This is a genomic window from Streptomyces sp. NPDC102462 (assembly GCF_044765425.1).
In the GTDB taxonomy this organism is placed as follows: domain Bacteria; phylum Actinomycetota; class Actinomycetes; order Streptomycetales; family Streptomycetaceae; genus Streptomyces.
On sequence record NZ_JBIWKB010000006.1, the window covers coordinates 127,896 to 153,274 of the forward strand.

General features: G+C 73.4%; 18 protein-coding genes and 1 pseudogene. 8 read left to right on the top strand and 11 right to left on the bottom strand.

Annotated features, from left to right (window positions below; translation table 11 throughout):
* Positions 1-388: 388 nt before the first annotated feature.
* Entirely contained in the window at positions 389-2,350 is a 1,962-nt protein-coding gene (locus ACIRFL_RS07730) for a BTAD domain-containing putative transcriptional regulator (RefSeq protein WP_404025083.1), read from the bottom strand.
* A gap of 105 nt (positions 2,351-2,455) precedes the next feature.
* Between ACIRFL_RS07730 and ACIRFL_RS07735 the strand changes: the two genes are divergently transcribed.
* Positions 2,456-3,346 (top strand): alpha/beta fold hydrolase, encoded by an 891-nt coding sequence (locus ACIRFL_RS07735; RefSeq protein WP_404025085.1) that lies wholly within the window; start codon positions 2,456-2,458, stop codon positions 3,344-3,346.
* Positions 3,347-3,493: 147 nt separating this feature from the next.
* On the opposite strand, the gene ACIRFL_RS07740 is transcribed toward ACIRFL_RS07735, so the two are convergent.
* The 5 genes from ACIRFL_RS07740 to ACIRFL_RS07760 all read right to left on the bottom strand — a co-directional run bounded on the left by ACIRFL_RS07740 (position 3,494) and on the right by ACIRFL_RS07760 (position 10,047).
* Positions 3,494-5,698 carry an N-acetylmuramoyl-L-alanine amidase gene (locus tag ACIRFL_RS07740; RefSeq protein WP_404025303.1) on the bottom strand — a complete coding sequence of 735 codons (2,205 nt, stop codon included), beginning with the start codon at positions 5,696-5,698 and terminating at the stop codon, positions 3,494-3,496.
* 330 nt (positions 5,699-6,028) lie between these two features.
* Positions 6,029-7,075, bottom strand: a complete 1,047-nt coding sequence (locus tag ACIRFL_RS07745; RefSeq protein WP_404025087.1) for a hemolysin family protein — start codon at positions 7,073-7,075, stop codon at positions 6,029-6,031.
* Complete coding sequence (locus ACIRFL_RS07750) at positions 7,072-8,433, bottom strand: hemolysin family protein (protein ID WP_404025090.1); 1,362 nt, start codon at positions 8,431-8,433, stop codon at positions 7,072-7,074. The genes ACIRFL_RS07745 and ACIRFL_RS07750 overlap by 4 nt, the downstream gene beginning before the upstream one ends.
* Before the next feature lie 305 nt (positions 8,434-8,738).
* Positions 8,739-9,314: a TerD family protein gene (locus tag ACIRFL_RS07755; protein WP_404025093.1), complete on the bottom strand. Its 576-nt coding sequence runs from the start codon at positions 9,312-9,314 to the stop codon at positions 8,739-8,741.
* Positions 9,315-9,438: 124 nt separating this feature from the next.
* On the bottom strand, positions 9,439-10,047 hold the full coding sequence (locus ACIRFL_RS07760; protein WP_404025095.1) for a dienelactone hydrolase family protein: 609 nt from the start codon (positions 10,045-10,047) through the stop codon (positions 9,439-9,441).
* A gap of 212 nt (positions 10,048-10,259) precedes the next feature.
* Here ACIRFL_RS07760 and ACIRFL_RS07765 point away from each other — a divergent pair, with 212 nt between their 5' ends.
* From ACIRFL_RS07765 to ACIRFL_RS07790, 6 genes are all read left to right on the top strand, one after another.
* Positions 10,260-11,000, top strand: coding sequence for a DUF4142 domain-containing protein (locus ACIRFL_RS07765; protein ID WP_404025098.1), 741 nt, complete (start codon positions 10,260-10,262; stop codon positions 10,998-11,000).
* A gap of 424 nt (positions 11,001-11,424) precedes the next feature.
* The gene (locus ACIRFL_RS07770) at positions 11,425-11,892 is read left to right on the top strand and encodes a hypothetical protein (protein ID WP_404025100.1); all 468 of its coding nucleotides are present in this window, start codon (positions 11,425-11,427) and stop codon (positions 11,890-11,892) included.
* A 77-nt stretch (positions 11,893-11,969) separates the two neighbouring features.
* Positions 11,970-12,551 (top strand): hypothetical protein, encoded by a 582-nt coding sequence (locus ACIRFL_RS07775; protein ID WP_404025102.1) that lies wholly within the window; start codon positions 11,970-11,972, stop codon positions 12,549-12,551.
* Positions 12,552-12,837: 286 nt separating this feature from the next.
* On the top strand, positions 12,838-13,692 hold the full coding sequence (locus ACIRFL_RS07780) for a hypothetical protein (protein WP_404025105.1): 855 nt from the start codon (positions 12,838-12,840) through the stop codon (positions 13,690-13,692).
* A gap of 127 nt (positions 13,693-13,819) precedes the next feature.
* A complete protein-coding gene (locus tag ACIRFL_RS07785; RefSeq protein ID WP_404025107.1) occupies positions 13,820-15,322 on the top strand; it encodes a M1 family metallopeptidase in 1,503 nt (500 codons plus the stop codon).
* A 193-nt stretch (positions 15,323-15,515) separates the two neighbouring features.
* Positions 15,516-17,498, top strand: coding sequence for an N-acetylmuramoyl-L-alanine amidase (locus ACIRFL_RS07790; RefSeq protein ID WP_404025109.1), 1,983 nt, complete (start codon positions 15,516-15,518; stop codon positions 17,496-17,498).
* A 40-nt stretch (positions 17,499-17,538) separates the two neighbouring features.
* On the opposite strand, the gene ACIRFL_RS07795 is transcribed toward ACIRFL_RS07790, so the two are convergent.
* Entirely contained in the window at positions 17,539-18,657 is a 1,119-nt protein-coding gene (locus tag ACIRFL_RS07795) for an acyltransferase family protein (protein ID WP_404025304.1), read from the bottom strand.
* Between the two features lie 532 nt (positions 18,658-19,189).
* A pseudogene (gene tatA / locus ACIRFL_RS07800) lies at positions 19,190-19,345 on the bottom strand (Sec-independent protein translocase subunit TatA); the annotation flags it as partial.
* Positions 19,346-19,500: 155 nt separating this feature from the next.
* On the opposite strand from tatA, the gene ACIRFL_RS07805 reads away from it, so the two are divergent.
* A complete protein-coding gene (locus ACIRFL_RS07805) occupies positions 19,501-21,081 on the top strand; it encodes an LCP family protein (protein WP_404025110.1) in 1,581 nt (526 codons plus the stop codon).
* On the opposite strand, the gene mgtA is transcribed toward ACIRFL_RS07805, so the two are convergent.
* The 3 genes from mgtA to ACIRFL_RS07820 form a co-directional block, all read right to left on the bottom strand.
* Positions 21,063-23,756, bottom strand: coding sequence for a magnesium-translocating P-type ATPase (gene mgtA, locus ACIRFL_RS07810; RefSeq protein WP_404025112.1), 2,694 nt, complete (start codon positions 23,754-23,756; stop codon positions 21,063-21,065). The genes ACIRFL_RS07805 and mgtA overlap by 19 nt on opposite strands.
* A complete protein-coding gene (locus ACIRFL_RS07815) occupies positions 23,749-24,111 on the bottom strand; it encodes an ArsR/SmtB family transcription factor (protein WP_404025115.1) in 363 nt (120 codons plus the stop codon). Before ACIRFL_RS07815 ends, mgtA begins: the two co-directional genes overlap by 8 nt.
* Before the next feature lie 324 nt (positions 24,112-24,435).
* On the bottom strand, positions 24,436-25,362 hold the full coding sequence (locus ACIRFL_RS07820; RefSeq protein ID WP_404025118.1) for an MIP/aquaporin family protein: 927 nt from the start codon (positions 25,360-25,362) through the stop codon (positions 24,436-24,438).
* Positions 25,363-25,379: the final 17 nt, after the last annotated feature.

Here is a 25,379-nt window from a genome sequence, read left to right on the forward strand (position 1 = left end):
CCGCCTGTGGCGTGAGTGCAGTGTCTCAGACAACAAGGTAACGACAACCCGAACCGACCACTAACCGAACCGCCGTCCCCAGCACGGTACTTCGGCCATGGCCGGCCATCCCCGACGACGCCCACCGGGCCGACGGCAGACGCGGACAGCACGACGGAGAGCCGAACCAGCCACGCTCACACCGGCGTTCCACCCCCTCCTCAGGTGAAACGGCCTGTGTGGGGCCGGACTTCGGCTGAGGGCCGGTGGGGCTGCGCGGCGCGGGGGCCATCGACGCGCGTCCGGCGGGGGCGGGGAAGGGGGCCGGGAGACGGACCAAGCACACCCGCACCGACCCCCGGCCGGACCACCGGCAGAACAGCCCTCGCGCCAACCTCCCGCTCGGCTGTCAGGTCAGTAGGGCTTCGGTCCAGGTGGAAGTCGGGCCGAAGGTCAGGAGGCCGGTTGCTGCTCCTGCCAGCTCGTCGGTGGCCGGGGTCAGGCGGGTGGCGAGGGTGGTGCGCAGGGCCGGGTCGTCGAGGTGCAGGGCGGCGGCTGCCGCCAGGCAGCACAGCGCCTCGTACGTCAGGTCGGCCGGCGGCTCCGGCAGGGCCCGTAGCGCCGCGTGGGCCTCCTCGGTGCGGCCCGCCCGCAGCAGGGCGAGCGGCCGGACCCACGGGCGGTAGGGGCCCCAGTCCTCGGCGAGGTCGACGTCGGTCTCGCTCGGGCGGCGGCCCGGACGCAGGGTCAGGGAGAGCCGGGTCAGCGGGACCAGGCCCGCCGTGAGGCCCGGCATGCCGCAGTCGGCGAGCGCCGCGTACAGGGACCGGTAGGCGCGCTCGGCCGGCGCCGGGGTCCCGGTGGCGGCGGCGCGCAGGGCCGCGTACCCGGTGGTGAACACGGCCACGAGCGGCAGTTCGTGCCGCCGGGACAGCCGGTCCGCGGCGGCGGCGTGGGCGTCGGCCGCCGCGAAGTCGGCGAGGGCCGCGCGGGCCTGCATCCGGATCAGATGCCCGAGCACCTGGTAGGTGACCAGGCCGTGCCGGGTGGCGAGGGCGACGAGTTCCGCGCCGGTCGCGTCCCGTACCGGGGCGAGGCCCGCGCGGGTGCAGGACTGCATGAACACGCCGTTGAGTGCGAACGCCAGCAGGGCCGGGTCGTCGAGACGGCGGGCGGTCCGCTCGGCCTCGCGGGCGGCGGCCGGGCCGCGCGGCGAGCGGGTGCCGCGCATCTCCACGGCGACGGTGGCGAGGAGACGGCAGCGGGTCGCCTCGTACGACTCGTCGGGCGGCAGCGCCGCCAGGGTGCGCTCGGCCGCGGCGACGATGCGGGACGCGGCCTGCGGGTCGTCGGCGCGGGTCCACAGCGCGGGCACGTCGAAGGCGCCGATGACCCGGGCGGTCAGCTCCGCGTCGCCGGTCTCCTCCGCCGCGGTCACGGCCGCGAGCCGGTGCTCGCGGGACTCGGCGAGTCCGCCGCCGCCGGTGACCGCGAGGTTCCTGAGCAGGCCGACGGTCGACTCGAGCCGGGCCCGGGCGCCGGCGGCCACCGTCCGGTCGTACGCCTCGGCCGCCCGCGCCCACAACCGGGCCGCCGCCGGAGGCTCGGCCGGGCCCTCCAGGCGCGGGTCCTGGGCGAGGATGTCCGCTTCCAGGCGGCGCAGTTCCGGGCCGGGGTCGAGGCCGAGCGCGTCGGCCAGGCTGGTGCGGGCGCGGCGCAGCACGGCGAGCGCGTCCGCCTGCCGGCCCGTGCGGTACAGGGCAAGCGCCAGCAGCCGCCAGGCGTGCTCTCGCCAGGGGTGATGGGCCGTGTGCGCGTCGAGGTCGGGCACCGCCTCGGCGGGCCGGCCCAGCGCGAGCAGCGTCTCGGCCCGCCGCTCCACCGCGTGCAGCCGCAGTTCGGTCAGCCGGGCCCGCTCGCCCCGGCACCAGTCCTGGCCGGCGAAGTCGGCGTAGGCGGGTCCGCGCCACAGCGCGAGCGCAGCGCCGAGCCGTTCCAGGGCCGGCTCGGGCGGCAGCGCGGCGGCGTCGGCGACGGCGTCCTCGAACCGCCGGGCGTCGACGCAGCCGGGCGCGGCGCGCAGCGCGTACCCGGGTCCCTCGGTGACGAGGAGCCGGGCGGGCGCCCGCGGCGCACGCTCCGGCTCCAGGGCGCGGCGCAGGTCGCCGACGAAGGTCCGCAGGGCGCCGACGGCGTTCGGCGGCGGTTCCTCCCACAGGTCGGCGACCAGCCGGTCGACGGGCACGACCCGGCGGCGGGCCAGGATCAGCCGGGCCAGCACCGCACGGTGACGCGGGCCTTTCAGGGCGACCGCGACACCCTCGCGCTCGGCCGCGACCGCGCCGAGCACCCGGAACACCACCGGGTCCATGCGTCCGCCTCCCTGTGTCCGCCGCGTCACCCCGTGCCGCCGCCCGCCGCCGTGTGCCGCGCCGTACTGACCGGATGCTGATTCACGGGCGGCAGCCTCGGTGCCATGGATGCACACGACACCACGATCCCCGGTTTCGCAACGCACCGCGTCCCCGTCGCCGACGGCGTCGCCCTGCACGCGGCCGTCGGCGGCAGCGGCACCCCGGTGGTGCTGCTGCACGGCTTCCCGCAGACCCACCTGATGTGGCGGCACGTGGCCGCCGGCCTCGCCGCCGACCACACCGTGATCTGCCCGGACCTGCGCGGTTACGGCGCGAGCGACAAGCCCGCCGAGAGCCCCGACGGGACGACGTACGCCAAGCGCACCATGGCCGCCGACGTCGTCGCGCTGGCCCGTGCCCTGGGGCATGAGCGGTTCGCCCTGGCCGGGCACGACCGCGGTGCGCTGGTCGCCTTCCGGGCCGGCCTCGACCATCCGGGGGCGGTCGACCGGCTGGCCCTGCTGGACGTCCTGCCGACCCTCGACATGTGGGAGGTCCTGCACGGCAGTTCGGCGGCCGTCGCCTTCCACCTGTATCTGATGGCGCAGCCGCCGGGCCTGCCCGAGCGGCTGATCGCGGGCGCGCCGGACGCCTTCTTCGGCCACTTCCTCGACGTGTGGACCCGCGACCCCGGGGCGATCCCCGCCGAGGTGCGCGCGGTCTATCTGGCGGCGGCGCGGGCGGCCGTACCGTCCGTGGTCGCCGACTACCGGGCCTCCGCGGGCATCGACGTGGCGCACGACCGCGCAGACCGGGAGGCGGGCGCCGTGCTCCGCATGCCCGTCACGGTGCTCCAGCAGGACTGGGGCGCCGCCCTCGGCTATGACGCGGCGGCCCTGTGGCGGGCCTGGGCCCCGGACCTGGACCACCGCACCGTGGCGTGCGGGCACTTCATGGCCGAGGAGGACCCGGCGGCGGTCACCGCGGCGCTGCGCGACCTCCTGAAGCGCTGACCGCGCACCCGCGGGCGCCTTCCGGCCTTCCGGGCGACACACGAACGGTCCCGCGGAGCACGGGGAACGCGCTCCGCGGGACCGTGTACGACCGGTGTGTGACGGCTCCTTGGTGACAGCTGCCTGAGGACGGCTGCTTGAGGACGGCTACTTGAGGTAGACGAGGCCGTCCGTGGTGATGGTCGGGCGGCCGCTGGTGCCGACCACGACGATCTTGACGGTGTGCTTGGCGCTGCTGGACCAGGTCTTGGTCCAGATGGCCTGTCGGTACAGCGTGCTGGACGACTTCACATCGACGGTCGCGACCTTGGTGCCGTCGACGTACACGTACGCCTGCCCGGAGCCGGAGGCGCGGGAGACCACCCAGGCGGCGGAGCGGCCGGTGAAGGTCCAGGTGAGGCTCGCGTTCTTGGCGGAGCTGGAGTACGACTTGCCGCCGAGGTAGCTGGAGCTGGAGCGGGTGGACCAGGTGCCGGTCTTGGTGGCGGAGCTCTCCTGGAGGATCACGGGGGTGTAGGAGGGCGAGGACGTGCGGTAGTTGCCGGCCCAGTCGTAGGCCCGCATGGACCAGGTGGTGGCGGAGCCGGACGCGGCGGTGCGCTTGGAGCTGGTGGTGGTCGGGCCGAAGGTGACGGCCGTCGGGGACAGCAGCTTCACCTGCCGCAGGGCGGTCTCGTCGGCCGCCTTCCAGCCGAGCGTGACCGGGACGGCGGTGGTGTTGACGGTGCCGGTGCGCAGGGACAGCTTCGGCGAGCTGGTGAAGGTGGGTGCGGTGGTGTCCGCCACGACCTTCACCGAGGCGCTGGTGGCCGTCCTGCCGGACTGGTGCACGGCCCGCACGGCCACCGTGTGGCTGCCCACGGCCAGCGTGGTGCCGGCGGACGTGGCGGAGCCGGCGAGGGTGGCGACGGTCTTGCCGTCGACCAGCAGCTGGTACTTGGAGATGAGCGAGGCCGGCGTGGTGGCCGACCACTTCACGGTGACGGCGCCCTTGGTGTAGTACGTCGAGCCGTTCTGGGTGGCGCCGGAGACCGAGGAGACCTTCAGGCCCTGCACCGGACCGGCCGCCAGGGTGCGGATCGTCGGCAGCTGCGCGTAGAGCGCGTTGCCGGGGCACTGGGTGTTGTAGCCGTCACGGTGCGCGGAGATCCGCGGGAAGGTGTACTTGGTGCCCGCGGTGAAGCTGGTGCCGAAGTAGTTCTTCTGGGTCGCGCCCGCGGTCAGCTGCACGGTCCCGGCGGGGTCGGCGCCGTACTGCCCGAGCTTCCAGGCCGCGACCCGGGCGATCGAGGTCAGCGCGGCGTCCGAGGCGCTGACGGTGGTGTTGGTGCCGAGCACCGCGATGCCCGCGGACTCCCGGTTCCAGCCGTAGGTGTGGGCGCCGAGCACCGGCCGGTCGACACCGCCCTTGCGGCCCTCGAAGACGGTGCCGCACTTGTCGACCAGGAAGTTGTAGCCGATGTCGTTCCAGCCGTTGGTCTTCACGTGGTACGTGTAGATGCCCCGCACGATCGCCGCCGAGTCGGCGCACGAGTAGTCGTTGGCGCTGTCCGTGTGGTGCACGAACACGGACTTGACGTCCGCGTTGTACTCCGACGGGTCGGGGCTGATGGACTCGTCGGCGCCCCAGCCGGCCCGCGAGACCATCGAGGGCTGCGGCACGGTGGACGGCGGCGCCGGGGGAAGACTCGCGGACGCGCTCGCGGAAGCCGACGCGGAAGCCGAGGCCGACGCGGAGGCGGAGGCGGAGGCGGAGTCCGAGGGAGACGCGCTCGTCGTCGGGGACGCGGAGTCGGTCGAGGTGGCGTCGGGGTTCTCCGCGACGGCGAAGGCGGCCGGGTCGGCGTCGCCGCCGGACTTCGTCTCGGCGTCGGTCACCACGCCCGGGTCGACCAGGTTGACCTGGAGTCCCGGGGGCAGCGCGCGGGTCGCACCGTCCTTGCGGACGACCTGAGCCTGGACGCCGTCGGAGGGGCCGACCCACAGCGGCTCGGAGGCGCCGCGCGCCTCGGCCTCGGGGGCCTCCGGCGGGTCCGTGTTCACCTCCAGGTCGTGCCAGGCGCCCCACTCGCCGGTGGCCAGGCTGCGGGTGCGTACCTGCGCGGTCCCGTCCAGCCGCTGGGCGGCGCCCTTCCAGGAGACGCCGAGCATCGAGAACTGCTGGGTGCTGGTCCGTGCCAGTTCCCGCTTGTTGCTCGCGGCGCCCTTCAGGGCGAGCGCGTAGACCTTCGCGGGGCGCTTGGCGCGGGCCGCGGCTCCGTGTCCGTCGGCGGGGCTGGCGACGGCGTAGGTCACCACGCCTCCGCCGCCCAGGACGACCGCCCCCAGCGTCAGCCACACCCGGCGCTTCAGGCTCAACGGTCTGTACGCATGCGACGTACGACGACTCACGACGTAATCCACCCCTAAAAAGGCCGCTGAGGGTCACACAGGACCCGCGGTAGATGTCACGGGAAGCACACCAGACACATAGGTGCACTGTTGTCTTCAGCGCACCAGCAGCACCGAACGTCACCCGGACCTCAATGTAACGGCGGCGCCTGGTGCCACGACGCCGCACACATGTGGCCATCGTCACGGTGCCGCCCACATGTGGCCGTGCTCGCGGCGCCGCCCCATGTGGGCAGTCACGCGGGCGTCGTCGTGGCGCTGCTCACATGGGGTCGTCCGCACGCGTCGTCGTCAGGGGGTCGGACGGGGTGTCGGCTGGGGTGTCGGCTGGGGGTGGAGGAGGCGGGTGAGCAGGTCGTCCAGGGTGACCAGGCCGGTGAGGCGGCCGTCGCCGTCGCGGACCACGGCGAGCGAGGCCCGGTGCCTGCGCAGTTGCTCGATCGCCTCGCTCACCGTGTCCCGTTCGGTCAACTCCGGTACGGGCCGGGCCAGTTCACGAGCGGTGACGCCACGCCCCCGGGACCGCGCGATCAGCGCGTCGCGGGCGTGCACGGAGCCGACGATCCGGTCGCCGGCACGGACCAGCAGCCGGTTGCGGTCGTGTGCCGCGGCGGTGGCGAGGACGGTGTCCGCGTCCGCGTCCGCGGGCACGGCGGTGATCCGGGCGGCCGGCACCTGGAGCGCGGCGACCGGGTTCAGCGGTTCGGTCAGCGAGCTGGTGAGCAGCTGTGAGTCGCCCTTGCTGATCAGGCCCAGCCGCTCGGACTCCGCGACGAGATGGGTGAGCTGTTCGCGGTTGTGGACCGCGGCCAGCTCGTCGCGCGGGGTGACCCGGCACAGGGCGACCAGCGCGTTGCTCATCCGGTTGAGCACCCGGATCAGCGGCCGTACGACCCGCACCACCGCGCGGAAGGCCGGGGAGAGCAGCATGGCGGACCGCTCGGAATGGGCGATGGCCCACGACTTGGGGGCCATCTCGCCGACGACCATGTGCAGGAAGACCACCACGATCATGGCGACGGCGAAGGAGACGCCGTAGCTGACTCCGCTCGGCAGGCCCACCCGGTGCAGCAGCGGGTCCAGTTCGTGCGAGATCGCGGGCTTGGACACCGAGCCCAGGCCCAGGGTGCACACGGTGATGCCGAGCTGGGCGCCCGCCAGCATCAGCGACAGCTCGCGCATGCCGGCCAGCGCCGCCTTCGCACCGCGCCGCCCGTCGGCCGCGGCCTTCTCCATGCGGTGCCGTTTGGCGGCCACCAGCGCGAACTCGGCGGCCACGAAGAATCCGCTGCCGATCAGCAGCAGCACGGTGACGAAGAGCGCCATCGGGAAACTCATGCCTGCCCCTCCTCGTGCGCGGCCCCGGTGCCGGCGCCGTCCGTGGGCGCCCGTTCCAGGCGGACCCGTTCGGGGACGTGCCGGTCGAGTCCGCGTACCTCCAGGACGGCCCGGCCGCCGTCGGCGAGACGGACGGTGACCCGGTCGCCCACGGCGGGGAAGCGGCCGAGCCGGTCGACGATCAGGCCGGCCACCGTGTCGTAGTCCTCTTCCTCGGGCAGTTCGATCCCGGTCGCCTCGGCGATCTCGTCCAGCCGGCGCCCGGCGTCCACCAGCCAGCCGGTGCCGTCGGCCACGGCCGGCTCGGTCACGGTGTCGCTCTCGTCGGCGATGTCGCCGACCAGTTCCTCGGCGATGTCCTCGTAGGTGACGACGCCGGCCACACCGCCGTGCTCGTCCAGGACGACCGCGAACTCGTCGTCCTGCTCGCGCATGCGGCGCACGGCATCCGGCAGCGGCAGCGTGTCGGGCAGCAGCAGGGGCCGCCGGGCCAGCGCGCCCGCGGCCGTGGCGGCGAGGCGCCCGGCGGGCAGGGCCGTCAGCTCCCGTACGCCGAGCACTCCGGTGACGTCGTCCGGGTGGTCGCCGAGCACGGGGTAGTTGGAGTGCCCGTGCGCGGCGATCAGGTCGACCGCCTCGGCCGCGGTGGCGTCCTTGCGGACGAAGACGGCGTCCGCCCGCGGCACCATCACCTCGTCCAGGGTGCGCTCGGAGAACTCCAGGGCGTGGTCGAGGAGTTCGGCGGTGTCCTTGGGCAGTTCGCCCCGCTGGTGGGACTCGCCGATCAGATGGCCCAGCTCCTCCAGGGTGGCGCCGTGGTGCAGTTCCTCGACCGGCTCGATGCCGGCCTTGCGCAGCAGCCTGTTCGCGGCGCCGTCGAAGACGTGCACGACGGGGCCGACGACCTTCAGGTACGCCAGCGTGGACCCGGCCAGCGCCTTGGCCAGCCGCTCCGGCACGGCGATCGCGAGGTTCTTCGGGGCGAGTTCGCCGAGCACCATCTGGACGACCGTGGCCCCGGCGAAGGCGAGCACGACGGAGACTCCGCTCACCGCCGCGCCGGGCAGGCCGAGCCCGGACAGCGCCGGCCGGAGCAGCGCGGACACCGACGGTTCGGCGATGAAGCCGACCACCAGTCCGGTGACGGTGATGCCGAGCTGGGCGCCGGACAGCATGAACGACAGCCGCTCCAGCACCTTCAGGGCGCGGGCGGCCTTCTTGTCGCCGGCCTGGGCCTGGCGTGCGAGGGCGAGCCGGTCGGCGGAGACGTAGGCGAATTCCTGGGCGACGAAATAGCCGGTGGCGGCGGTCAGTACGAACACGGCGAACAGGCCGAGCGATGCGCTCGCGGCACTCATCGAACACCACCCCGCCGCGTGCCGTGCCCGGAATCGTTCTGGCGGGATGGTCGGGGACTGTGCCCCGGGGGGTCCGTCGGTCTGGCGGACAAGGCTGGTGCTCCTCGAAGGGGGGTGGAACCGGTGAACAAGGGTGGAACCGGTGCAACGACGGCGGCCACCGACAGGTTCCCGCGCCCGCGCCCCCGGGCCGCCGCGCCGCCGGGCCGCCGCGCCGCCGCGCCGCCGGGCCGCCGGGCCGCCGGGCCGCCGGGCCGCCCGCGATCGTGCCGACCGCGGGCAGGCCGGGGGCGGGCGTCGTCGTGTCAGACGTTGACGCCGAAGTCGGCGGCGATGCCGCGCAGGCCGGAGGCGTAACCCTGGCCGACCGCGCGGAACTTCCACTCGGCGCCGTGCCGGTACAGCTCGCCGAAGACCATCGCCGTCTCGGTCGAGGCGTCCTCCGACAGGTCGTACCGGGCGATCTCCTGGCCGCCCGCCTGGTTCACCACCCGGATGAACGCGTTGCGCACCTGGCCGAAGCTCTGTCCGCGCAGCTCCGCCTCGTGGATGGAGACGGGAAAGACGATCTTGTCGATGTCGGCGGGTACGGCCGCGAGGTTCACCTTGATGCTCTCGTCGTCGCCCTCGCCCTCACCGGTCAGGTTGTCACCGGTGTGCTCCACCGAGCCGTCCGGGCTCCTGAGGTTGTTGTAGAAGACGAAGTGCGCGTCGGAGGCGACCTTGCCGGACGTGTTCAGCAGCAGCGCGGAGGCGTCCAGGTCGTAGTCCGCGCCGGTCGTGGTGCGCACGTCCCAGCCCAGGCCGACCAGTACGGCCGTCAGGCCCGGCGCCTCCTTGCTCAGCGATACGTTGCCGCCCTTGGCGAGGGAGATTCCCACGGCTGGTCCTTCCGGTGTGATCCGTCGATACCGTCACTCCTCCCAACGCGCTCCCCGCCCGCACGGTTCCAATCCTTGCGCAACAACGAAAGTATTCGCGGGCGCGGCAAGGGCCGGGGCAGTCCTAGGAAGCCGGGGTCCGCCGGGGCGTCGGGTCGTCCAGGGTGTGCAGCAGGGCCAGTGAGCGGTCGAGGAGCAGACGTGTGGCCTCGGCGTCGTACGACGGGAGCGCGCGGTCGGCGAAATAGTGCTGCTCGCCCGGGTAGAGGAACAGCTCGGCCCGGTCCGCCGACGCGACCAGCGCCCGCGCCGCGTCGAGGTCGCCCTCACCGGCGAAGAACGGGTCGGACTCCTTGCCGTGCACCTGGACCGGTACGCCCTCGGGCCAGCCGGCGCCGAACTCCGCGGCCGGCACGCACGCGTAGTACAGCAGCGCCCCGCGCGCCCCCGGCCGGGTCTGCGCCAGCATCTGCGCGGGCAGCACGCCCAGCGAGAACCCGGCGTAGACCAGTTCGGCGGGCAGGCCCTCGACCGCGCGGGCGCCGCGCTCGATCACCTCGCCGAATCCGATCCGCCGGACGTGGGCCATCCCCTCCTCCAGGGTGTCGAACGTACGGCCCTCGAAGAGGTCCGGGGTCCGCACCGTGTGCCCGGCCCGCCGCAGCTCGTCGGCGAAGCCGGTCACCCCCGGGGTGCGCCCGAGTGCGTGATGGAACAGGACGACCTCGGCCATCCCTGCCTCCTGCTGTGCGTCGGCGACTGCGATCGGCCCGAACCTACTCGCCCGCACCGACAACGCCCCCTCACCTCGGCGTCCGTGCCGCCCGCACGGTAGCGATGTGATGCACACCACACAGCGGGCGGCACTTTTTACCCGGGCGCGATGATCGGCCGTCGCGGTCGCCGCGTACCTCGTGGTACGAGTCGTTCGCCCCAGGAGGCACCATGCGCATGTCCCGCAGCACGATCGGCACCGTCTTCGTGGCCGGCGCACTGGGCATGACCCTCACCGCCCTCGCCTATCCCGCGATGCTCGGCGTGCAGAAGACGTCGAGCAGCCCCTCCAGGATCATCGCCAACACCCGTTACGGGCCGCTCACCGAGGCCGACCGCGACTTCGTCGTCAAGGTCCGCTCCGCCGGGCTGTGGGAGTACCCGCTGGGCGAGATCGCCCTGAAGAAGGGGTCCACCCCGCAGATGAAGGAGGCCGGCAAACATCTGATCGTGGGGCACGCGGGGCTGGACGAGCTGTGCCGCAAGATCGCCCCGGAACTCGGCATCACCCTGCCCAACCAGGCCACGCCGCAACAGCAGCAGTTCGTGGAGACCTCGGCCGCGCAGTCCGGCAGGCAGTTCGACACGACCGCCGCCAACATCATGCGGATCACCCACGGGCAGATCTTCCCGGCGATCGCCAATATCCGCGCCAAGACGCAGAACACCCTCGTGCGCGAGCTGGCCGACCTCGCCAACGACACCGTTCTCGACCACATCACCGTGCTGGAGAAGACCGGGGTGATCAACTTCGACCAGGTCAACTTCCAGCAGACCACCCCGCCCAAGCTCCCCAAGGACCAGCTCACCCCGCCCCCGCCCCAGGCCGGCGCCCCGGTGGTCGCCCTGACCCCCCGCCCCGACCTGAACATCAACACCAAGTCCCCGACCCCAAGCCCGTCATCAGGCTGACGCCCTCCCCGGAAGGAGCCGCACCGCCGTCGCCGACCCCTGCGGGTCGCCGCCGCGAGCCACGCGGCGCCCTGGCACGCCGTCGTCTCGGTCCGTGTCGCCCTGTCCCGGCTCGCCGGCCCCACCTTCGGACACCGCGGCACGCACCTGCTCCCAGCCGGCGATCACGCCTGCGGCACCGCCGGCCGGCGGAGCGCGGACAGCGGGGCCGCCCTGGTGAGGCGTCGATGTCGTTCAGGCACTCCACCGGGGGCCCAAGCTCCGGCGTACGTCTCTTTCCCCCGCGTTTTTCTCCGCGTACGCCGCACCGCTCCCGCCCGTCCGCCGGCCGGCACCCGTATGTGTGTGACGGCGAAAGGGAACGCGGCGGCGTCCGGTGCCGTCCTCCGGGTGGGGATGCGACGGGCGAGGAGAAGGGGGCGCCGTGTCCACTCGGCAACCGGACAGCGACGGACCGACGGGCGGGGACGACGGCGCTCCGCCCGTCCCGGACACGGTGTGGCAGCGGTTTCTGGACGACTCGGAGCGGGCCATCCGCAGGTCGGCGCCAAGGGAGCCGTCCGCGCGGGAGCGGGCCTCGGCGGCACCGGAGCCGGACGCGGTGGGCGAGCTGTGGCAGCCGCGGGAGCTGTCGTACGGCCCGGCCTGGCGGGACCTGGACGGCCCCGCCCGGCGCCGCCGCGTGGGCCGCGTCCTCGGCACGATCGCCGGGGCCGCGCTGGCCCTGTCCGCCCTCTCGCTGCTGCCCGCGGGCACGGGCGGCGCCCCGGCGGGCCCCGACGACGCGACCTCGCAGCGGTCCGAGGACGTCCCCGAGCCGCTGCCCACGGCGACCGCCTCGCCGACCGTACCGACGCCGCCCGGGCCGACGCCGAGGGACCACTCCGGGTAGGACCTGCCATCGCGCCGTCACAGGAGGACACTGAAAGGCGAGGGGTGGCCTGTCGGTGCCGCAAGGGGGTGTCGACCATGGCAAGGACACAGCTCTGCCGGGTGCGGGCCTGGCGCTGGCGCCGCAATCCGCTCAGGCGCCGCAGTGACCTGGTCGAAGCCTGGCTCGTGCTCGCGGCGTGGGTGATCGCCCTGCTGGGCAGCGCGCTCGCCGGAGTCGCGGCGGCGTCCACGGTGGGCAGGGACCTGGCCCAGCAGCGGGCGGAGCGGCACCCGGTCGCGGCCGTCGTCACCCAGGACGCGCCGGCCGGCCCGTCCGCGCAGACCCTGGACGGCGGTCATGTCTGGGCCCCCGTGCGCTGGCAGTCCCCGGACGGTTCGACGCACCTCGCCCGGACGGAGGTGCCGCCCGGCGCACCGCAGGGCACGCGGGTCACGGTGTGGACGGACGCGCACGGCAAGCTGACGTCGAAGCCGCTGTCCGGTGGTGACGCGACGTTCCAGTCGGCCTGGACCGGAGTCCTGGTGGCGGTGGCCACGGCCGGCGGTGTGGCAGGCTGCGCCCAGTTCGCCCGCTCCCGGCTCGAGCACCGCCGTATGGAGCAGTGGGCGAAGGAATGGGAGCGCGTAGACACCCGCTGGGGCGGCAAAACAGGCTGACCTCCACACCCACATGTGCACATCCCACCGCTGCCCACCCACCGCGCAGCCGGCCGAGAGACGCCCCGCCCTCCGCGGACCGCCTCAGCCACCCACGCCCCCGCAAACACCCCCGCAGTGCCGTGGGCGCCCACCGTGTGCGGGGAATCTGCGCAGGAGTGGCACACGGGCTGCACACAGACTTTCGAAAGGCTCGTTACCGTTGCTGGCCGCTCGCCCGGTGTGCGAGCGCGACCAGACCGTGCCCCAACGGGCGCACGGCGCCAGCTATCCAGGAAGCCCGCGCATGGACTACTGCTCCTCGTGTCGTCGATACCTCAACGGCGCCCTGGTGTGTCCCGGATGCGGCGCCTACGCCCCCGACATCGCACCGCACACCACCGCGCTCCCCGCCCCCGCCCTGTCGGTCCTCGCGGCCGACGCCCCGGCCGCGAGGCCGCCCGCGGCGTGGGACTCCTGGGACGACACGGCCCCGCCGGACGAACCCGGCGCCGCGCCCGACACCACGGACACCACCGACGCGGTGCCCCCGGCCGACGACGTCGACAGCCCGGCGCCCACGGGCGAGGGACGCGCCGCGCGCCGCCGGCAGCGGGCCCGGTGGAAGAAGAGCCAGCGCCGGGCCGTGGTGGCGACGGCCGTCGCGCTCGTCGGAGGCGGCCTCACCGTCGTCTCGATGGACCGTCATTCGGCCGCCCGGCCGCAGGCGACGGCGGCTCCGGACAACCGCAGCATGGGCCTCGCGGACGAACTGCCGGAGCAGCCCTCCGCGGCGACGCCGACCGCCGACCACCCCTCGACCGGCGCTCCGCGCTCGCAGGACCCGGGGACCGGCGGCGTCCCGCGGCAGCGGACCGTGGCGGCCACCGCCCCGCGCGCGACGCCGTCGGCCACCCACCCGGACGCCGCACGCGCGCCCCGCCCGGTCGTCACCTCCGTACCGGCGCAGCGGGGTGCCACGCCGTCCGCCGCGGCGTCGGACCCGGCCCGTACCAGTACGGCGGCGCGGCAGCCGAGCGCGCCCGAGACCGCAACCACCCCCGCGCCGGCCCCGGACACCCCGCAGACCAGCAGCCCCGAGCCGGCGGCGCCGTCCGCGCAGCCGCCGCGGCTGTGCGTGCTGGTGCTGTGCCTCGGCTGACGCCGCATCACGCACCCGCCGGCCTTCGGCCCCCGCACGCCCCCTCATCCGCCGGAAGGGATACGCACAGAAGGGGCATATGGGGACTTAAGTCGCTGTGACCACCCGGCGCTGCCATAGTGCGGCCATGAAGATCACGAAGGCGTCGTCCCTCGTCCTCACCGGTGCCGTCGGGATCGCCGGTGCCGCACTTCTCGTGGGCACCCTCCCCCACGACGGCCGCCGCGCCCCCGCCCGCTCCGGTGCGCAGGCGCCGGTCACGGCCCCGTCCCCCGGCGCCCCGGGCATCGGCGACCCGCTCGTGCCGCTCGACGGCAACGGCGGCTACACGGTGCGCCGTTACACCCTGGACTTCGACTGGCGGGCACCCCGTACGCCGTTCGCCGCCGGTGCCACCATCAGCGCCACCGCCACCCAGGCGCTGTCCCGCTTCGACCTCGACTTCGCGGGCAACACGCTGCACACGGTCACCGTGGACGGCGCCCCCGCGCGTGCGGTGCGCGAGGGCGACGAACTCGTCGTCACCCCGGCCCGGCCGATCCCCGACGGCGCCGCCTTCACCGTGCACGTCTCCTACACCGCCGACCCGACGCAGCAGCGCCACCGCGACGACGCGATCGGGGACTACGGCTGGATGCCGACGGCCGACGGCACCGTGCTGTGCCTCCAGCCCGACGGCGCCAAGCTGGTCTTCCCGGTCAATGACCACCCGAGCCTGCGCGCCCCGGTCACCTTCCGCGTGACCACCCCGCCGGAGCTGACCGCGGTGGCGGGCGGCCGGCTGGTCGAGCGGGTGCGCGGGACCGACGGCCGGATCCGCTGGACCTACGACTCCGAGCAGCCGGTCGCCGCACAGCTGGTGCAGCTGGCCATCGGCAGGTTCGCGTTCGCCGAGGGCCGAGGGCCGCGCGGGCTGCCCGTGCGGGACGCGGTGCCGCAGCACCTCGTGGGCGACACCGCCGCGTACCGCGCGCTCACCCCGGAGCATCTGGAGTGGCTGGAACAGCGGCTCGGCCCGTACCCCTTCCGGCGCTACGGCGTACTGGTCGGCGACGCCGACCTGCCGGTGGCGCTGGAGACACAGTCGCTGTCCGTCCTGCCGAGCGCCACCCTGCTGGGTGACCGGGTCGCCGCCGAACGGGATCTGGTGCACGAGCTGGCCCACCAGTGGACCGGCAACAGCGTCGCCCTGCGGCGCTGGTCCGACCTGTGGCTGAGCGAGGGTCACGCCCGTTTCTACGAGCGCCTGTACACCGACGCGCACGGCGGCCCCGGCCTGGAGGACGCGATGCGCTCGGCGTACGAGCAGCACGACCGGTGGCGGCACGACGACGGGGCGCCCGCCGAGCCCACCGGGCCCTCGCTGTTCCGTCAGATCCGCTACGACGGCTCGGCGCTGGTGCTCTACGCCCTGCGCGAGGAGGTCGGCGAGCAGACCTTCGAGCGGATCGAACGCACCTGGGTGACGCGCTATCAGGGCCGGGCCGCCGGCACCCGCGACTTCGTCGCGCTCGCCTCCGAGGTCGCGGGCCGTGACCTGAAACCGTTTCTGACCCCGTGGCTGTACGGCGCGCACACCCCGCCGATGCCCGGGCACCCCGAATGGCAGGTGAGTCCGGTCGAGGGCTGAACGGGGCCGTCGCCACGCCGGACACGCTGCCGCCGACCGGGTGGCCTGTGCCGTGCGGCTGGTCCACGCCGGTGACTCTCGGCGCGCGCCTGCGCGCCGGTCAGGGAAACGTATGAGAGGTGGCGTGCGGGGCAACTCCCTTGTCCTGGTTGCGCTTGTCCATGTTGCGACGAGCCCGTTGGAGTCACCTGCAATGAAGAAACGTGTCGCCTCCCGTGTCCTCATCGCCCTGCGCGGCCGCCGGCTGACGGTCTGTGTGGCCGCGTCGTCGGTGCTCGCGCTCCCCCTGCTGGTCATCCCGCCCAGTGGCGGCGACACGCCGGACGACCGGAGCCTGCAGCATGACTTCCAGGCCGCCGCGAAGGAGTACCACGTGCCGCAGAGCGTGCTCCTCGGCGTCTCCTATCTGCAGTCACGCTGGGACACGCACTCCGGCGCCCCGAGCGTCGCCGGCGGGTACGGGCCGATGCACCTGGTGGACGGGGCCCGGATGCCGCCCACCGCCTCCTCGGGGCCGCCGCCGACCGAGGAACGCAACCTCGCCGGGCCGCCGCCGCGGGCACCGCTCCCGATGAGCCGCCCGTCCCTGCAACCGGCCGAACTGCGCCGCGCCGCCCGGCTGATCGGCGTCCCGGCGGAGCGGGTGCGCACGGACCCCGGCGCCAATGTGCGCGGCGGCGCCGCGGTGCTCGCGGCGACCCAGCGGGAACTCGGCAAGCCGCTCAGCGACAATCCGGCCGACTGGTGGGAGGCGGTGGCCCGGTTCCCGGGCTCCACCGACGCCGCCACGGCGACGACCTTCGCGAACGACGTCTTCGCGCTGATCCGCAAGGGCGCGCAGCGCACCACCGAGGACGGGCAGCAGATCACCCTGGCCGCCCAGCCGAGCGTGCGCCCGCGCCCGCAGCCGGCGCCGAAGGACCCGGACCGGCCCGAGCAGGTCGAGTGCCCGCAGGAGGTGACCTGCTCCTGGCTGAGCGCGCCGTACGTCCAGTTCGACGACGAGTACGGCAACCACGACCTGGCCGACCGGCCCCGCGACGAGAAGATCGAGTACATCGTCATCCACGACACCGAGGCGTCCCTGGACTCCATGCTCAAGACCATCCAGGACCCGACGGAGGCGTCCTGGCACTACTCGGTGCGCTCCAGCGACGGCCACATCACCCAGCACATCAGGACCAAGGACGAGGCGTGGCACTCGGGCAGCCAGTTTGTGAACGCCCGGTCGATCGGCATCGAGCATGAAGGTTTCCTCACCCAGCCCGACGCCTGGTACACGGAGGAGATGTACCGGTCGTCGGCCCGGCTCGTGCGCTATCTCGCGCAGAAGTACGGCATTCCGTTGGACCGGCAGCACATCTTCGGCCACGACAACGTGCCCGCACCGACCGGCGACACCATTCCCGACATGCACGACGACCCGGGCCCCTACTGGGACTGGCGGCACTACTTCGACCTGCTCGGCGCGCCGCTGAAGGCCACGGCCGGGGCGGACAGCGCGATGGTGACCATCCTGCCGGACTACGCCACGCACAGGCCGACGTACACGGGCTGCGCCGGGGACGGCCTGCCGTGCGCGCCGCACGGCTCCTCCGCCGTGCGGCTGCACACCGAGCCGCGCGAGAGCGCCCCGCTGATCCAGGACCGGGGCCGGCGCCCGGACGGGGAGAGTTCCACCACGGACGTCAACGACCTGGGCTCGCGGGTCTCCGCCGGCCAGACGTACGCGGTCGCCGGACGCCAGGGCGACTGGACGGCGATCTGGTACCTGGGCCGCAAGGCGTGGTTCAAGAACCCGAAGGGCAGCCCGACGGCCGTCGGCGCGGCGGGCAAGATGGTGACGCCGAAGGACGGGCTGACCGAGATCCCGGTGTACGGGCGGGCCCTGCCGGAGGGCGACGCCTACCCGGCGGGCATCGAGGAGGCGACCGAGGCGCCGCTGCCGTACACCATCGAGGCGGGCCAACGCTATGTCACCGGGGCCCGCCTGACCGGCTCGTACACCGACCGGTCCACCTTCGTCTACTCACCGAGCCCGGTGGTCAAGGGCAGCGAGGAGTACTACGAGATCCAGTTCGGCCACCGCCTCGCCTACGTCCGCGCCGACGACGTGGACGTGATCAACGCCCCGGGCACACCCCCCACCCACCCCACCGAGCCCCAGCCCAAGTGACCCCCGCCCCTGCGGCCGAAGCGAACCCCGGACCAAAGGGTCAGCGCGGGGTGGTGCGGTCGGGGCGGAACGCCCAGGCCATCTTCGGTTCCATGACGAAGCGGAACATGCGTTGCACCGGTGGTGTGCACAGCAGGGTCACCCCGGCCGCGGCGAGCAGGGTCACCACCACCGCGCCGGCCGGCCGGTAGATCCACTCGGGGTCGTACCAGCCCGCGGGCTTGGACCACTGCAGGACGAAGCCGTGCAGGAGATAGCCGTACAGGGTGCCGGCGCCCAGCGCGGTGCACCACAGCCGGCGCCCCGGCACCCAGGCCAGGAAGCAGGCGACCAGGGTCACCGAGCAGCCGAAGGTGGCGAGCGTCATCACCGGCCCGTACCAGGAGGGCGCGGCCAGTTGCTCGGCGCTCGTGCGGTGGAAGAACCAGGCGTAGTTCATCCGCGGCACCGCCCAGTACGCCACGGCCAGCGCGGCGGCGGACACCGGCACGGCCGCGATCCGCGCGGCGCGGCGCCGCACCAGCCGGAAGTGCTCGGGCCGCAGGCACAGGCCGAGCACGAAGTACGGCAGGAACTGCAGGGCGCGCTGGAGGTCGAGGTCCTTGCCGATGGACGGCGTCAGGGTGGCGAGCATCGCGATGCCGAGGGCGACCGGCAGCGGCCACCGCACGAGCTTCCAGATGGGTGTGGTCAGCCGCCAGATGAACAGGGCGGCCAGGAACCAGGTCAGATACAGCGGGTCGAGCAGGCTGATCGGCCGGTCCGGGGCGTCGTCCGTCCACCGCGTGAAGTAGGTGTACGCGACCTCGAAGACGACGTAGGGCAGGGCGACCCCGGTGATCAGCCGCTTGAGCCGGGCCGGGCTCGCGTCGAAGTTCCGTGAGAAGTAGCCGGAGATGACGATGAACGCCGGCATGTGGAAGGCGTAGACGAGCGTGTAGAGGGCGGTGACGGCGCGGCTGTCCGAGCGCAGCGGCTCCCAGGCGTGTGCCACGGCTACCAGCACGATGGCCGCGTACTTCGCGTTGTCGAAGAACGCGTCACGTCGGCCGCCGGGGTCCGGCGGCGCGGCCGGTTCCGGACGGGGGCCGCCCGAGGGCGGCGTGTCGGTGACGGTCCCTTCCCGTCGGAAACCGGAGACCCCGGAGATACCGGACAGAGCGGAACACCCCTTCGCATCGGTCACGCGGGGAACGGCTGCGGTCCCCGTCCGGCACCGTAGTCACCCGTCGTCGCACTCGTAAACCCGACCGTGACGGGGGTCACAACTCCTGGAAACTTGCGCAACCTCTAAACTGTCGCCGTGGATGCGAGCGATGTGACGGGCGGGGAGAGTGCGGTACTCGACGGAGGGCCCGCGGACGGGCTGCGGATGACGGTCTTCGGGCGGCCGCGGGTGATCCAGGTGGCGTTCCCCTGCGGGGTGGATGCTCCGGCTTGGCCGGGGGTTCGGGCTGAGGCGGTTTTTGTGTACCGGCGGGACTTTCGGGTGAAGGACGAGCCGTTGCGGTACGGGTACGACATCGCGAGCCCTTAGCTTTGCTTGAGCAGGGGGGTGTGCGATGTCGGTCGGGTGCGGGTTCGTTGTGGCTTGTCGCGCCCACGCGGCGGAGCCGCATATCGATACAGCCCCGCGCCCCCTCAGGGCGCATGTCCAACCCCTTGCTTCAGCGGCGCTCGGGGGTGAAGTCGTCGTCTGCCTTCATGGCCTTGGCCTCGCTCTTGAGGATGCGCATCGACTTGCCCAGCGCACGGGCCGCGTCGGGCAGCTTCTTCGAACCGAACAGCACGATGATCACGACCGCCACGATCAGCAGGTGCCACGGTTCCAGTCCGTTGCGGAGCATCCGGCCCTCCCCTTTTCCTCGCCGGGCAATGGCACGGACCCGGGCGGCGTACCATCTGCCATCGTTGCTACATTGCGCAACTGTACAACCATAGGGCGGGGCGGGGCGTCCCCTGTGTATGAGTCTGTACGAGTCGGACGGATGAGGGCGCGCGGATGACCACCACCAGGGACGTTGACACACCCTCGTCTCACCGGCGCCGGGACGCACCGTCCCGGCGCGGCGCCCCGCACGGCCGGCGCGCAACCCGTGGCCGCAGACGCAGTCCGTGGCGCACCGCACTGCTGGTCGCCCTCGCCCTGGTGGTGCTCGGCACGGCCGGCCTCGGCTGGATCTACCTCAAGCTGAACGGCGACATCACCACCTTCGACGCGGGCGGCCTGTCCAGGAACCGCCCCGACGCCGCCGCGTCCAAGGGCCAGAACGTCCTGGTCATCGGCTCCGACGCGCGCACCGACGGCAACGCCGCGCTCGGCGGCGGCAGCAAGGACGACATAGGCCGCTCGGACACCGCGTTCCTGCTCCACGTCTACGCCGACCACCAGCATGCGATAGCCGTGTCCATCCCCCGCGACACCCTGGTGACCATCCCGCCGTGCAGACTGCCCGACGGCAGCTGGACCAAGACGCAGACCGACGTCATGTTCAACGCGGCGTTCTCCGTGGGGCAGACCCGGCAGGGCAACCCGGCCTGCACCCAGAACACGGTGGAACAGCTCAGCGGGATGCGCGTCGACCACACCGTCGTCGTCGACTTCAAGGGTTTCGCCGCGCTCACCGACGTGGTCGGCGGGGTGAAGGTGTGCCTGCCCAACGACATCTACCAGAACGACCTCAACCCCAACCGCGCCACCCGCGGCGGCCTCGTCTTCCGCAAGGGCGAGCAGACCGTCGCCGGGCAGCGGGCCCTGGACTACGTCCGTATCCGGCACGGCATCGGCGACGGCTCCGACATCGGCCGCATCAAGCGCCAGCAGGCGTTCGTCTCCAGCCTCCTCAAGCAGATCAAGAGCGAGGGCCTGACCCCGACCAAGCTGCTGCCGCTGGCCACCGCCGCCACCGAGTCGATGACCGTCGACCCCGGACTCGGCACGGCGAACAAGCTCATCTCGTTCGCGATGTCGCTGAAGGACATCGACCTGCACAACACCAAGTTCGTCACCATCCCGTGGCGCTACGAGGGCTCGCGGGTCGCGGTCGTCGAGCCGGACGCCTCCGATCTGTGGGCCGCGCTCAGGGCCGACCGCACCATCGACGGCAAGGACGCCAGCGGCAAGCGGAAGCCGAAGGCCACCGGCGCGGCCTCGCCCGGCCCCACCGAGACCGGCTCCACCGAGACCGGCCCCAGCGAGACCGTCTCGGGCGAGGGCGTCTCCCTCGCCGTCTACAACGGCACCACCACCAGGGGCCTCGCCTCCGAGGCGGCGCAACTGCTCACCCGGCACGGCTTCACCGTGACCGGCATCGGCAACGCGAGCAGCCGGCAGTACGCGGGCACGGTCGTCCAGTACGGGCCCGGCCTGCGCACCCAGGCCGAGACGGCCGCCAGGCTCTTTCCCGGCGCGCGGCTGGAAGCGATCGGCGGCGCGGCCCTCAACGTGGTCGTGGGCGCCTCCTACGCCGAATCGGCCGCGGCCTCACCGACCCCGACCGCCGTGCCCGGCTCGGTCGCGGACGACGCCCGGTCGGCCGACGACGACCTGTGCTCCGACCTCACCTACGGCGCGGGCGGCTGACCCGCGCGCTCCCGCTCCCGCGGCCGGCCGGCCCTTCCCCGGCCGGTCGCGGGCCCCTGCCCGGCACGCCCCTCCCTCGGGAAGTCCCTCCTCAGGGGCGAGCGTTCGTAGCGGCCCCGCGCCCAGACCAGCGCGGTGGCGTACAGCGCGAGGACGACCCCGAGGAGCAGGTAGTACGCGCCCGGGAGCGTGGTCAGGCCGAGCGGCGGGCCGAGCGGCGACGGGGGCAGGGCGATCCCGATGGCGGCCAGTCCGGTCGCCGCCCAGCCGACCGGGCCGAGCGCGCGCTCCGCGACCAGCCTGCGGCCGGTGCGCAGCAGCACCATCACCAGGGCCTGGGTGAGCAGGTTCTCGGTGAACCAGCCGGAGTGGAAGATCGCTTCGTCGTCGCCCGTGCCCGGCCCGTGCAGGGACAGGGCGAGGACGGCGAACGTGGCCAGGTCGGCGAACGCGTTGAGGAGGCCGAAACCGGTGATGAAACGCAGGACCTCGCGCGGGCTGAGCACCGTGGGGCGGCGCAGCACCGACGGGTGCGGGCGGTCGTAGGCGAAGGCGAGCTGGACGGTGTCGAAGCACAGGTTCTGCACCAGGACCTGTGCCGGGAGCATCGGCAGGAACGGCATCAGCAGGCCCGCCGCGAGCATGGCGATGACGTTGCCGAGGTTGGAGGACAAGGTGATCCGCAGATACCCGGCGACGTTGCCGCCGCTGTGCCGGCCGGCGTCGATGGCGTGCCCGATCGCGGTGAGGTCCTTCTCGGCGAGGACGACGTCGGCGCTCTCCCGGGTCACGTCCGCGGCGTCGCGCGGGGCGATGCCGACGTCCGCGGCGCGCAGCGCGGGCAGGTCGTTGACGCCGTCCCCGAGGAAGCCCACGGTGTGCCCGCCGGCCCGCAGCGCCGCCCCGACGCGCGCCTTGTGCTCGGGGGTGCAGCGGGCGAAGACGGTCGTACGCCGGGCCAGTGCGGTGAGTTCGGCGTCGGTGAGGCCGTCGAGCCGGTCGGCGGTCAGCACGGCCTCCGGGCCGAGCGGGATGCCGAGGTCGCGGCAGGCGCGGGCCGCGGTGCCCGGGTGGTCGCCGGTGAGCACCTTGACGGCGACCCCCTTCCCGGCGAACGCGGCGAGCGCGTCGGCGGCGGTGGGCGCGAGGGCGTCGTGGAAGGTGACCAGGCCGCGGAAGGTCAGCCCGCGCTCGTCGGCCGGGGTGTAGTCGCGGGCGCGTGCGGGGCGTTCGACGGTGGCGACCGCGAGCACCCGCAGCCCCTCGTGCGCCGTGCGGTCGGCGAGGTCCGCCAGCCGCGCACGTTCCTGCTCGGCCAGCGCGCAGCGCTCCAGTACGGCTTCCACGGCGCCCTTGACGACGAGCGTGTGGGTGCCGAGGCTGTGCGGGGTGCGCACGACCGCGGTGGACAGCCGGCGCACGGGGTCGAACGGCAGGGCGGCCACCCCCTCGTACGCCAGAAGGCCGGCCTCGTCGGCCGCGTCCAGGACCGCCTCGTCCAGGGCGTCCGGTGCGGGCAGGTCGGCCAGGTGCAGGGTCCACCAGGCGTTGACGGCAGCCCAGCGCAGTACGTCCGCGTCGGCGCGGCCGTCCGCGTCGAGGGCCCGCTCCACGACGGGCCGGTCCTGGGTGAGGGTGCCGGTCTTGTCCAGGCACAGCGTGTCGACGGCGCCCAGGTTGTGCAGCGCCGGGAGCCGCTTGACGATCACGCCGTGGGTACGGGCCAGCAGGGCCGCGCCCCGGGTCAGACAGGTGGTGACGACGACCGGCAGCATCTCCGGGGTGAGCCCGACGGCCACGGCGACGGCGAACGGCAGGGTCTCGAGGCCCCGTCCGCGCAGGGCGGCGCCCGCCATCAGCACCAGCGGCGGGGTGAGCAGCATGAAACGGATCAGGATCCACGAGATGCCGTTCACCGACTGTTCGAAGGCGCTCGGCTCGCGCGGCCGGGCCACCTGGCCCTCGGCCGCGGCCAGCCGGGTGTGCGCCCCGGTGGCGACGACGACGGCGGTGGCGCTGCCGGAGACGACGCTGCTGCCCTGGAAGCACAGCTGCGGCTGGTCGAACCCCGTCGCGCCGTCCGGGTGACGGGCGTCCGCGGCGCTCTTCGCCACGGGCGCCGACTCCCCGGTGAGCGCGCCCTGGTGCACGGTCAGCCCGCCGGCCCGCAGCAGCCGGACGTCCGCGGGGACCAGGTCACCGGCGCCGAGCCGCACGATGTCCCCCGGGACCAGCTCGGCCACCGGGATCTCCCGGGCGGCCGGCGCCGTCGCCTTCTCGGCGCGGCGCAGCACGGTGGAGGTGGTGGCGACCAGTTCGCGCAGCCCGGCCATGGACCGGTCGGCCCGGTGCTCCCCACAGGCGCGCAGCACACAGCTGACGGCGACCAGCAGCAGGATCACACAGGCGGTGCCCCAGGCGAACACGGCGGCGGAGACCAGGCCGAGGCACAGCAGCACCGCGGTGAACGGGTCCCGGACGCCGCGGACGAGGAGCCGCAGCCAGGAGGCGTCCTGCCGGTCCGGGAGGGTGTTCTCCCCGGCGCGGGCCAGCCGCTGCGCGGCCTCGTCCTCCGTCAGCCCGCGCGGCCCGGTGTCCAGCTCCCGCAGCACCTGCAGCGCCGTGGCCGAGCCGTTCCTGAACAGACCGGGCGATCCCGCGGAGCGCTCAGCCACCGGTTCCGTGCGCTCGGCGGGGCGGTACGGACGGGAACTCGGCGCGGGCGGCCAGCTGTCCGACCATGAGCCGGACGACCGTGACGACGTCGGGATCGTCGACGTAGTAGACCTGCCGTCGGCCCTCGCGGCGGGAGCGGACCAGGCCCGCCAGCTTCAACTTCGACAGGTGCTGGCTGACCGCGGGCAGGGCCCCGCCGACCCGGTCGGCCAGATGGGTGACGTCGCTCTCGCCCTGGGACAGCGCCCACATGATGTGCAGCCTGGCCGTCGAGGCGAGCAGCCCGAACGCGGCGGCAGCCTCCGCCAACACCTCGGCGGACGGATCCGGAAACCCCCCGACAAACCGCCCCACAGCTCCCTCTCCCCTCCACCCATCCCACGCCACAATCCAACGCCGCCCCAGTGTAGGCGGTACACCACCGCCCAAAGAGGCGCGAGGCTGTATCAACATGCGGCTCCGCCGCGCGGGCGCGACCAGCCACAACCCACCCGCACCCAACCAACGCCCAACCCCGTCCAACCCCACAACCACCCGCACCGCAACCCACCAAAGGGGCGCGGGGAACTGCGCGACCAGCCACAACCCACCCGCACCCGACCGACAACCCCATCCCCCCCGATCCCACAACGCACCCGCAGCCAAACGACGCCCCATTCCGCCCAACCCAGCGGAGCGCTACGCGCGGGTACGCCCCGGCTCCGGAAGCTCCGCCTGCGCCGCGCGAATGTGCAGCACGTCCCCGATGAACAGGTCGTACACCAGCACCCCGACCACCCCGCCGACCAGCGGCCCGACGATCGGGATCCACCAGTACGCGCTGAAGGAGCCGGACAGCGACCCGGGCAGCGCGAGTTGGTTCCATCCGGCCAACCAGGTGAACAGGCGCGGCCCGAAGTCACGGGCGGGGTTGATGGCGTACCCCGCGTTCGCGCCGTAGGACATGCCGATGGCGGCGACCGCGAACCCGATCAGCAGCGGCCCGAGGTTCGCCCGCACGGCCGTGTTGCGCAGGTCGATGAGGGCGACGATGAACAGGACCAGGAACGCGGTGCCGACGATCTGGTCGACCAGCGGCCCCCAGATCCCGCCGTGGAAGTACTGCGCCGGGAAGGTGCCGAAGATCGAGAACGTGGTGAGCGTGTGCCCGTTGGTCTTCGGCCCCGTCACCGTGCGGTCGAACGTGTTGATCGCGTCGTGGTAGACGCCGTACACCAGCGCCGCCCCGACGAAGCCGCCGGCCACCTGGGCCAGCCAGTACGGCGCGACCTTGACCCAGGCGAACTTGCGGCGCACCGCGAACGCCAGCGTCACCGCCGGGTTGATGTGGGCGCCGCTGACGCCGCCGGCCACGTACACGCCGAAGACGACGGCCATGCCCCAGCCCCAGGTGATCAGCAGCCAGTCCCCGGCGCTGATGAAGAAGGTCGTGGGCCCCGACGTGCGGCCCGACCCGGGCAGACCCGCGACCGCCACCGCGACGGAGCCGCAGCCGAACGCGACGAGGACGAGCGTCCCCAGGAACTCCGCCAGGCATTCCCCCAGAAGCCCTCCGCGCTGCCTGAGCGTGGAGGGTTTCACCAGGGGAGGGATTTCCACAGCCATCGGTACCCCCTTGCAGG

Excerpts from the sequence above, each read along its gene's own strand:
- ACIRFL_RS07785 (WP_404025107.1), top strand. The coding sequence starts at position 13,820 with ATGAAGATCACGAAGGCGTCGTCCCTCGTCCTCACCGGTGCCGTCGGG.
- ACIRFL_RS07765 (WP_404025098.1), top strand. The coding sequence starts at position 10,260 with ATGCGCATGTCCCGCAGCACGATCGGCACCGTCTTCGTGGCCGGCGCA.
- ACIRFL_RS07735 (WP_404025085.1), top strand. The coding sequence starts at position 2,456 with ATGGATGCACACGACACCACGATCCCCGGTTTCGCAACGCACCGCGTC.
- ACIRFL_RS07750 (WP_404025090.1), bottom strand. The coding sequence starts at position 8,433 with ATGAGTGCCGCGAGCGCATCGCTCGGCCTGTTCGCCGTGTTCGTACTG.
- ACIRFL_RS07820 (WP_404025118.1), bottom strand. The coding sequence starts at position 25,362 with ATGGCTGTGGAAATCCCTCCCCTGGTGAAACCCTCCACGCTCAGGCAG.
- ACIRFL_RS07805 (WP_404025110.1), top strand. The coding sequence starts at position 19,501 with ATGACCACCACCAGGGACGTTGACACACCCTCGTCTCACCGGCGCCGG.
- ACIRFL_RS07760 (WP_404025095.1), bottom strand. The coding sequence starts at position 10,047 with ATGGCCGAGGTCGTCCTGTTCCATCACGCACTCGGGCGCACCCCGGGG.
- ACIRFL_RS07780 (WP_404025105.1), top strand. The coding sequence starts at position 12,838 with ATGGACTACTGCTCCTCGTGTCGTCGATACCTCAACGGCGCCCTGGTG.
- ACIRFL_RS07745 (WP_404025087.1), bottom strand. The coding sequence starts at position 7,075 with ATGAGTTTCCCGATGGCGCTCTTCGTCACCGTGCTGCTGCTGATCGGC.
- ACIRFL_RS07790 (WP_404025109.1), top strand. The coding sequence starts at position 15,516 with ATGAAGAAACGTGTCGCCTCCCGTGTCCTCATCGCCCTGCGCGGCCGC.
- ACIRFL_RS07730 (WP_404025083.1), bottom strand. The coding sequence starts at position 2,350 with ATGGACCCGGTGGTGTTCCGGGTGCTCGGCGCGGTCGCGGCCGAGCGC.
- ACIRFL_RS07775 (WP_404025102.1), top strand. The coding sequence starts at position 11,970 with ATGGCAAGGACACAGCTCTGCCGGGTGCGGGCCTGGCGCTGGCGCCGC.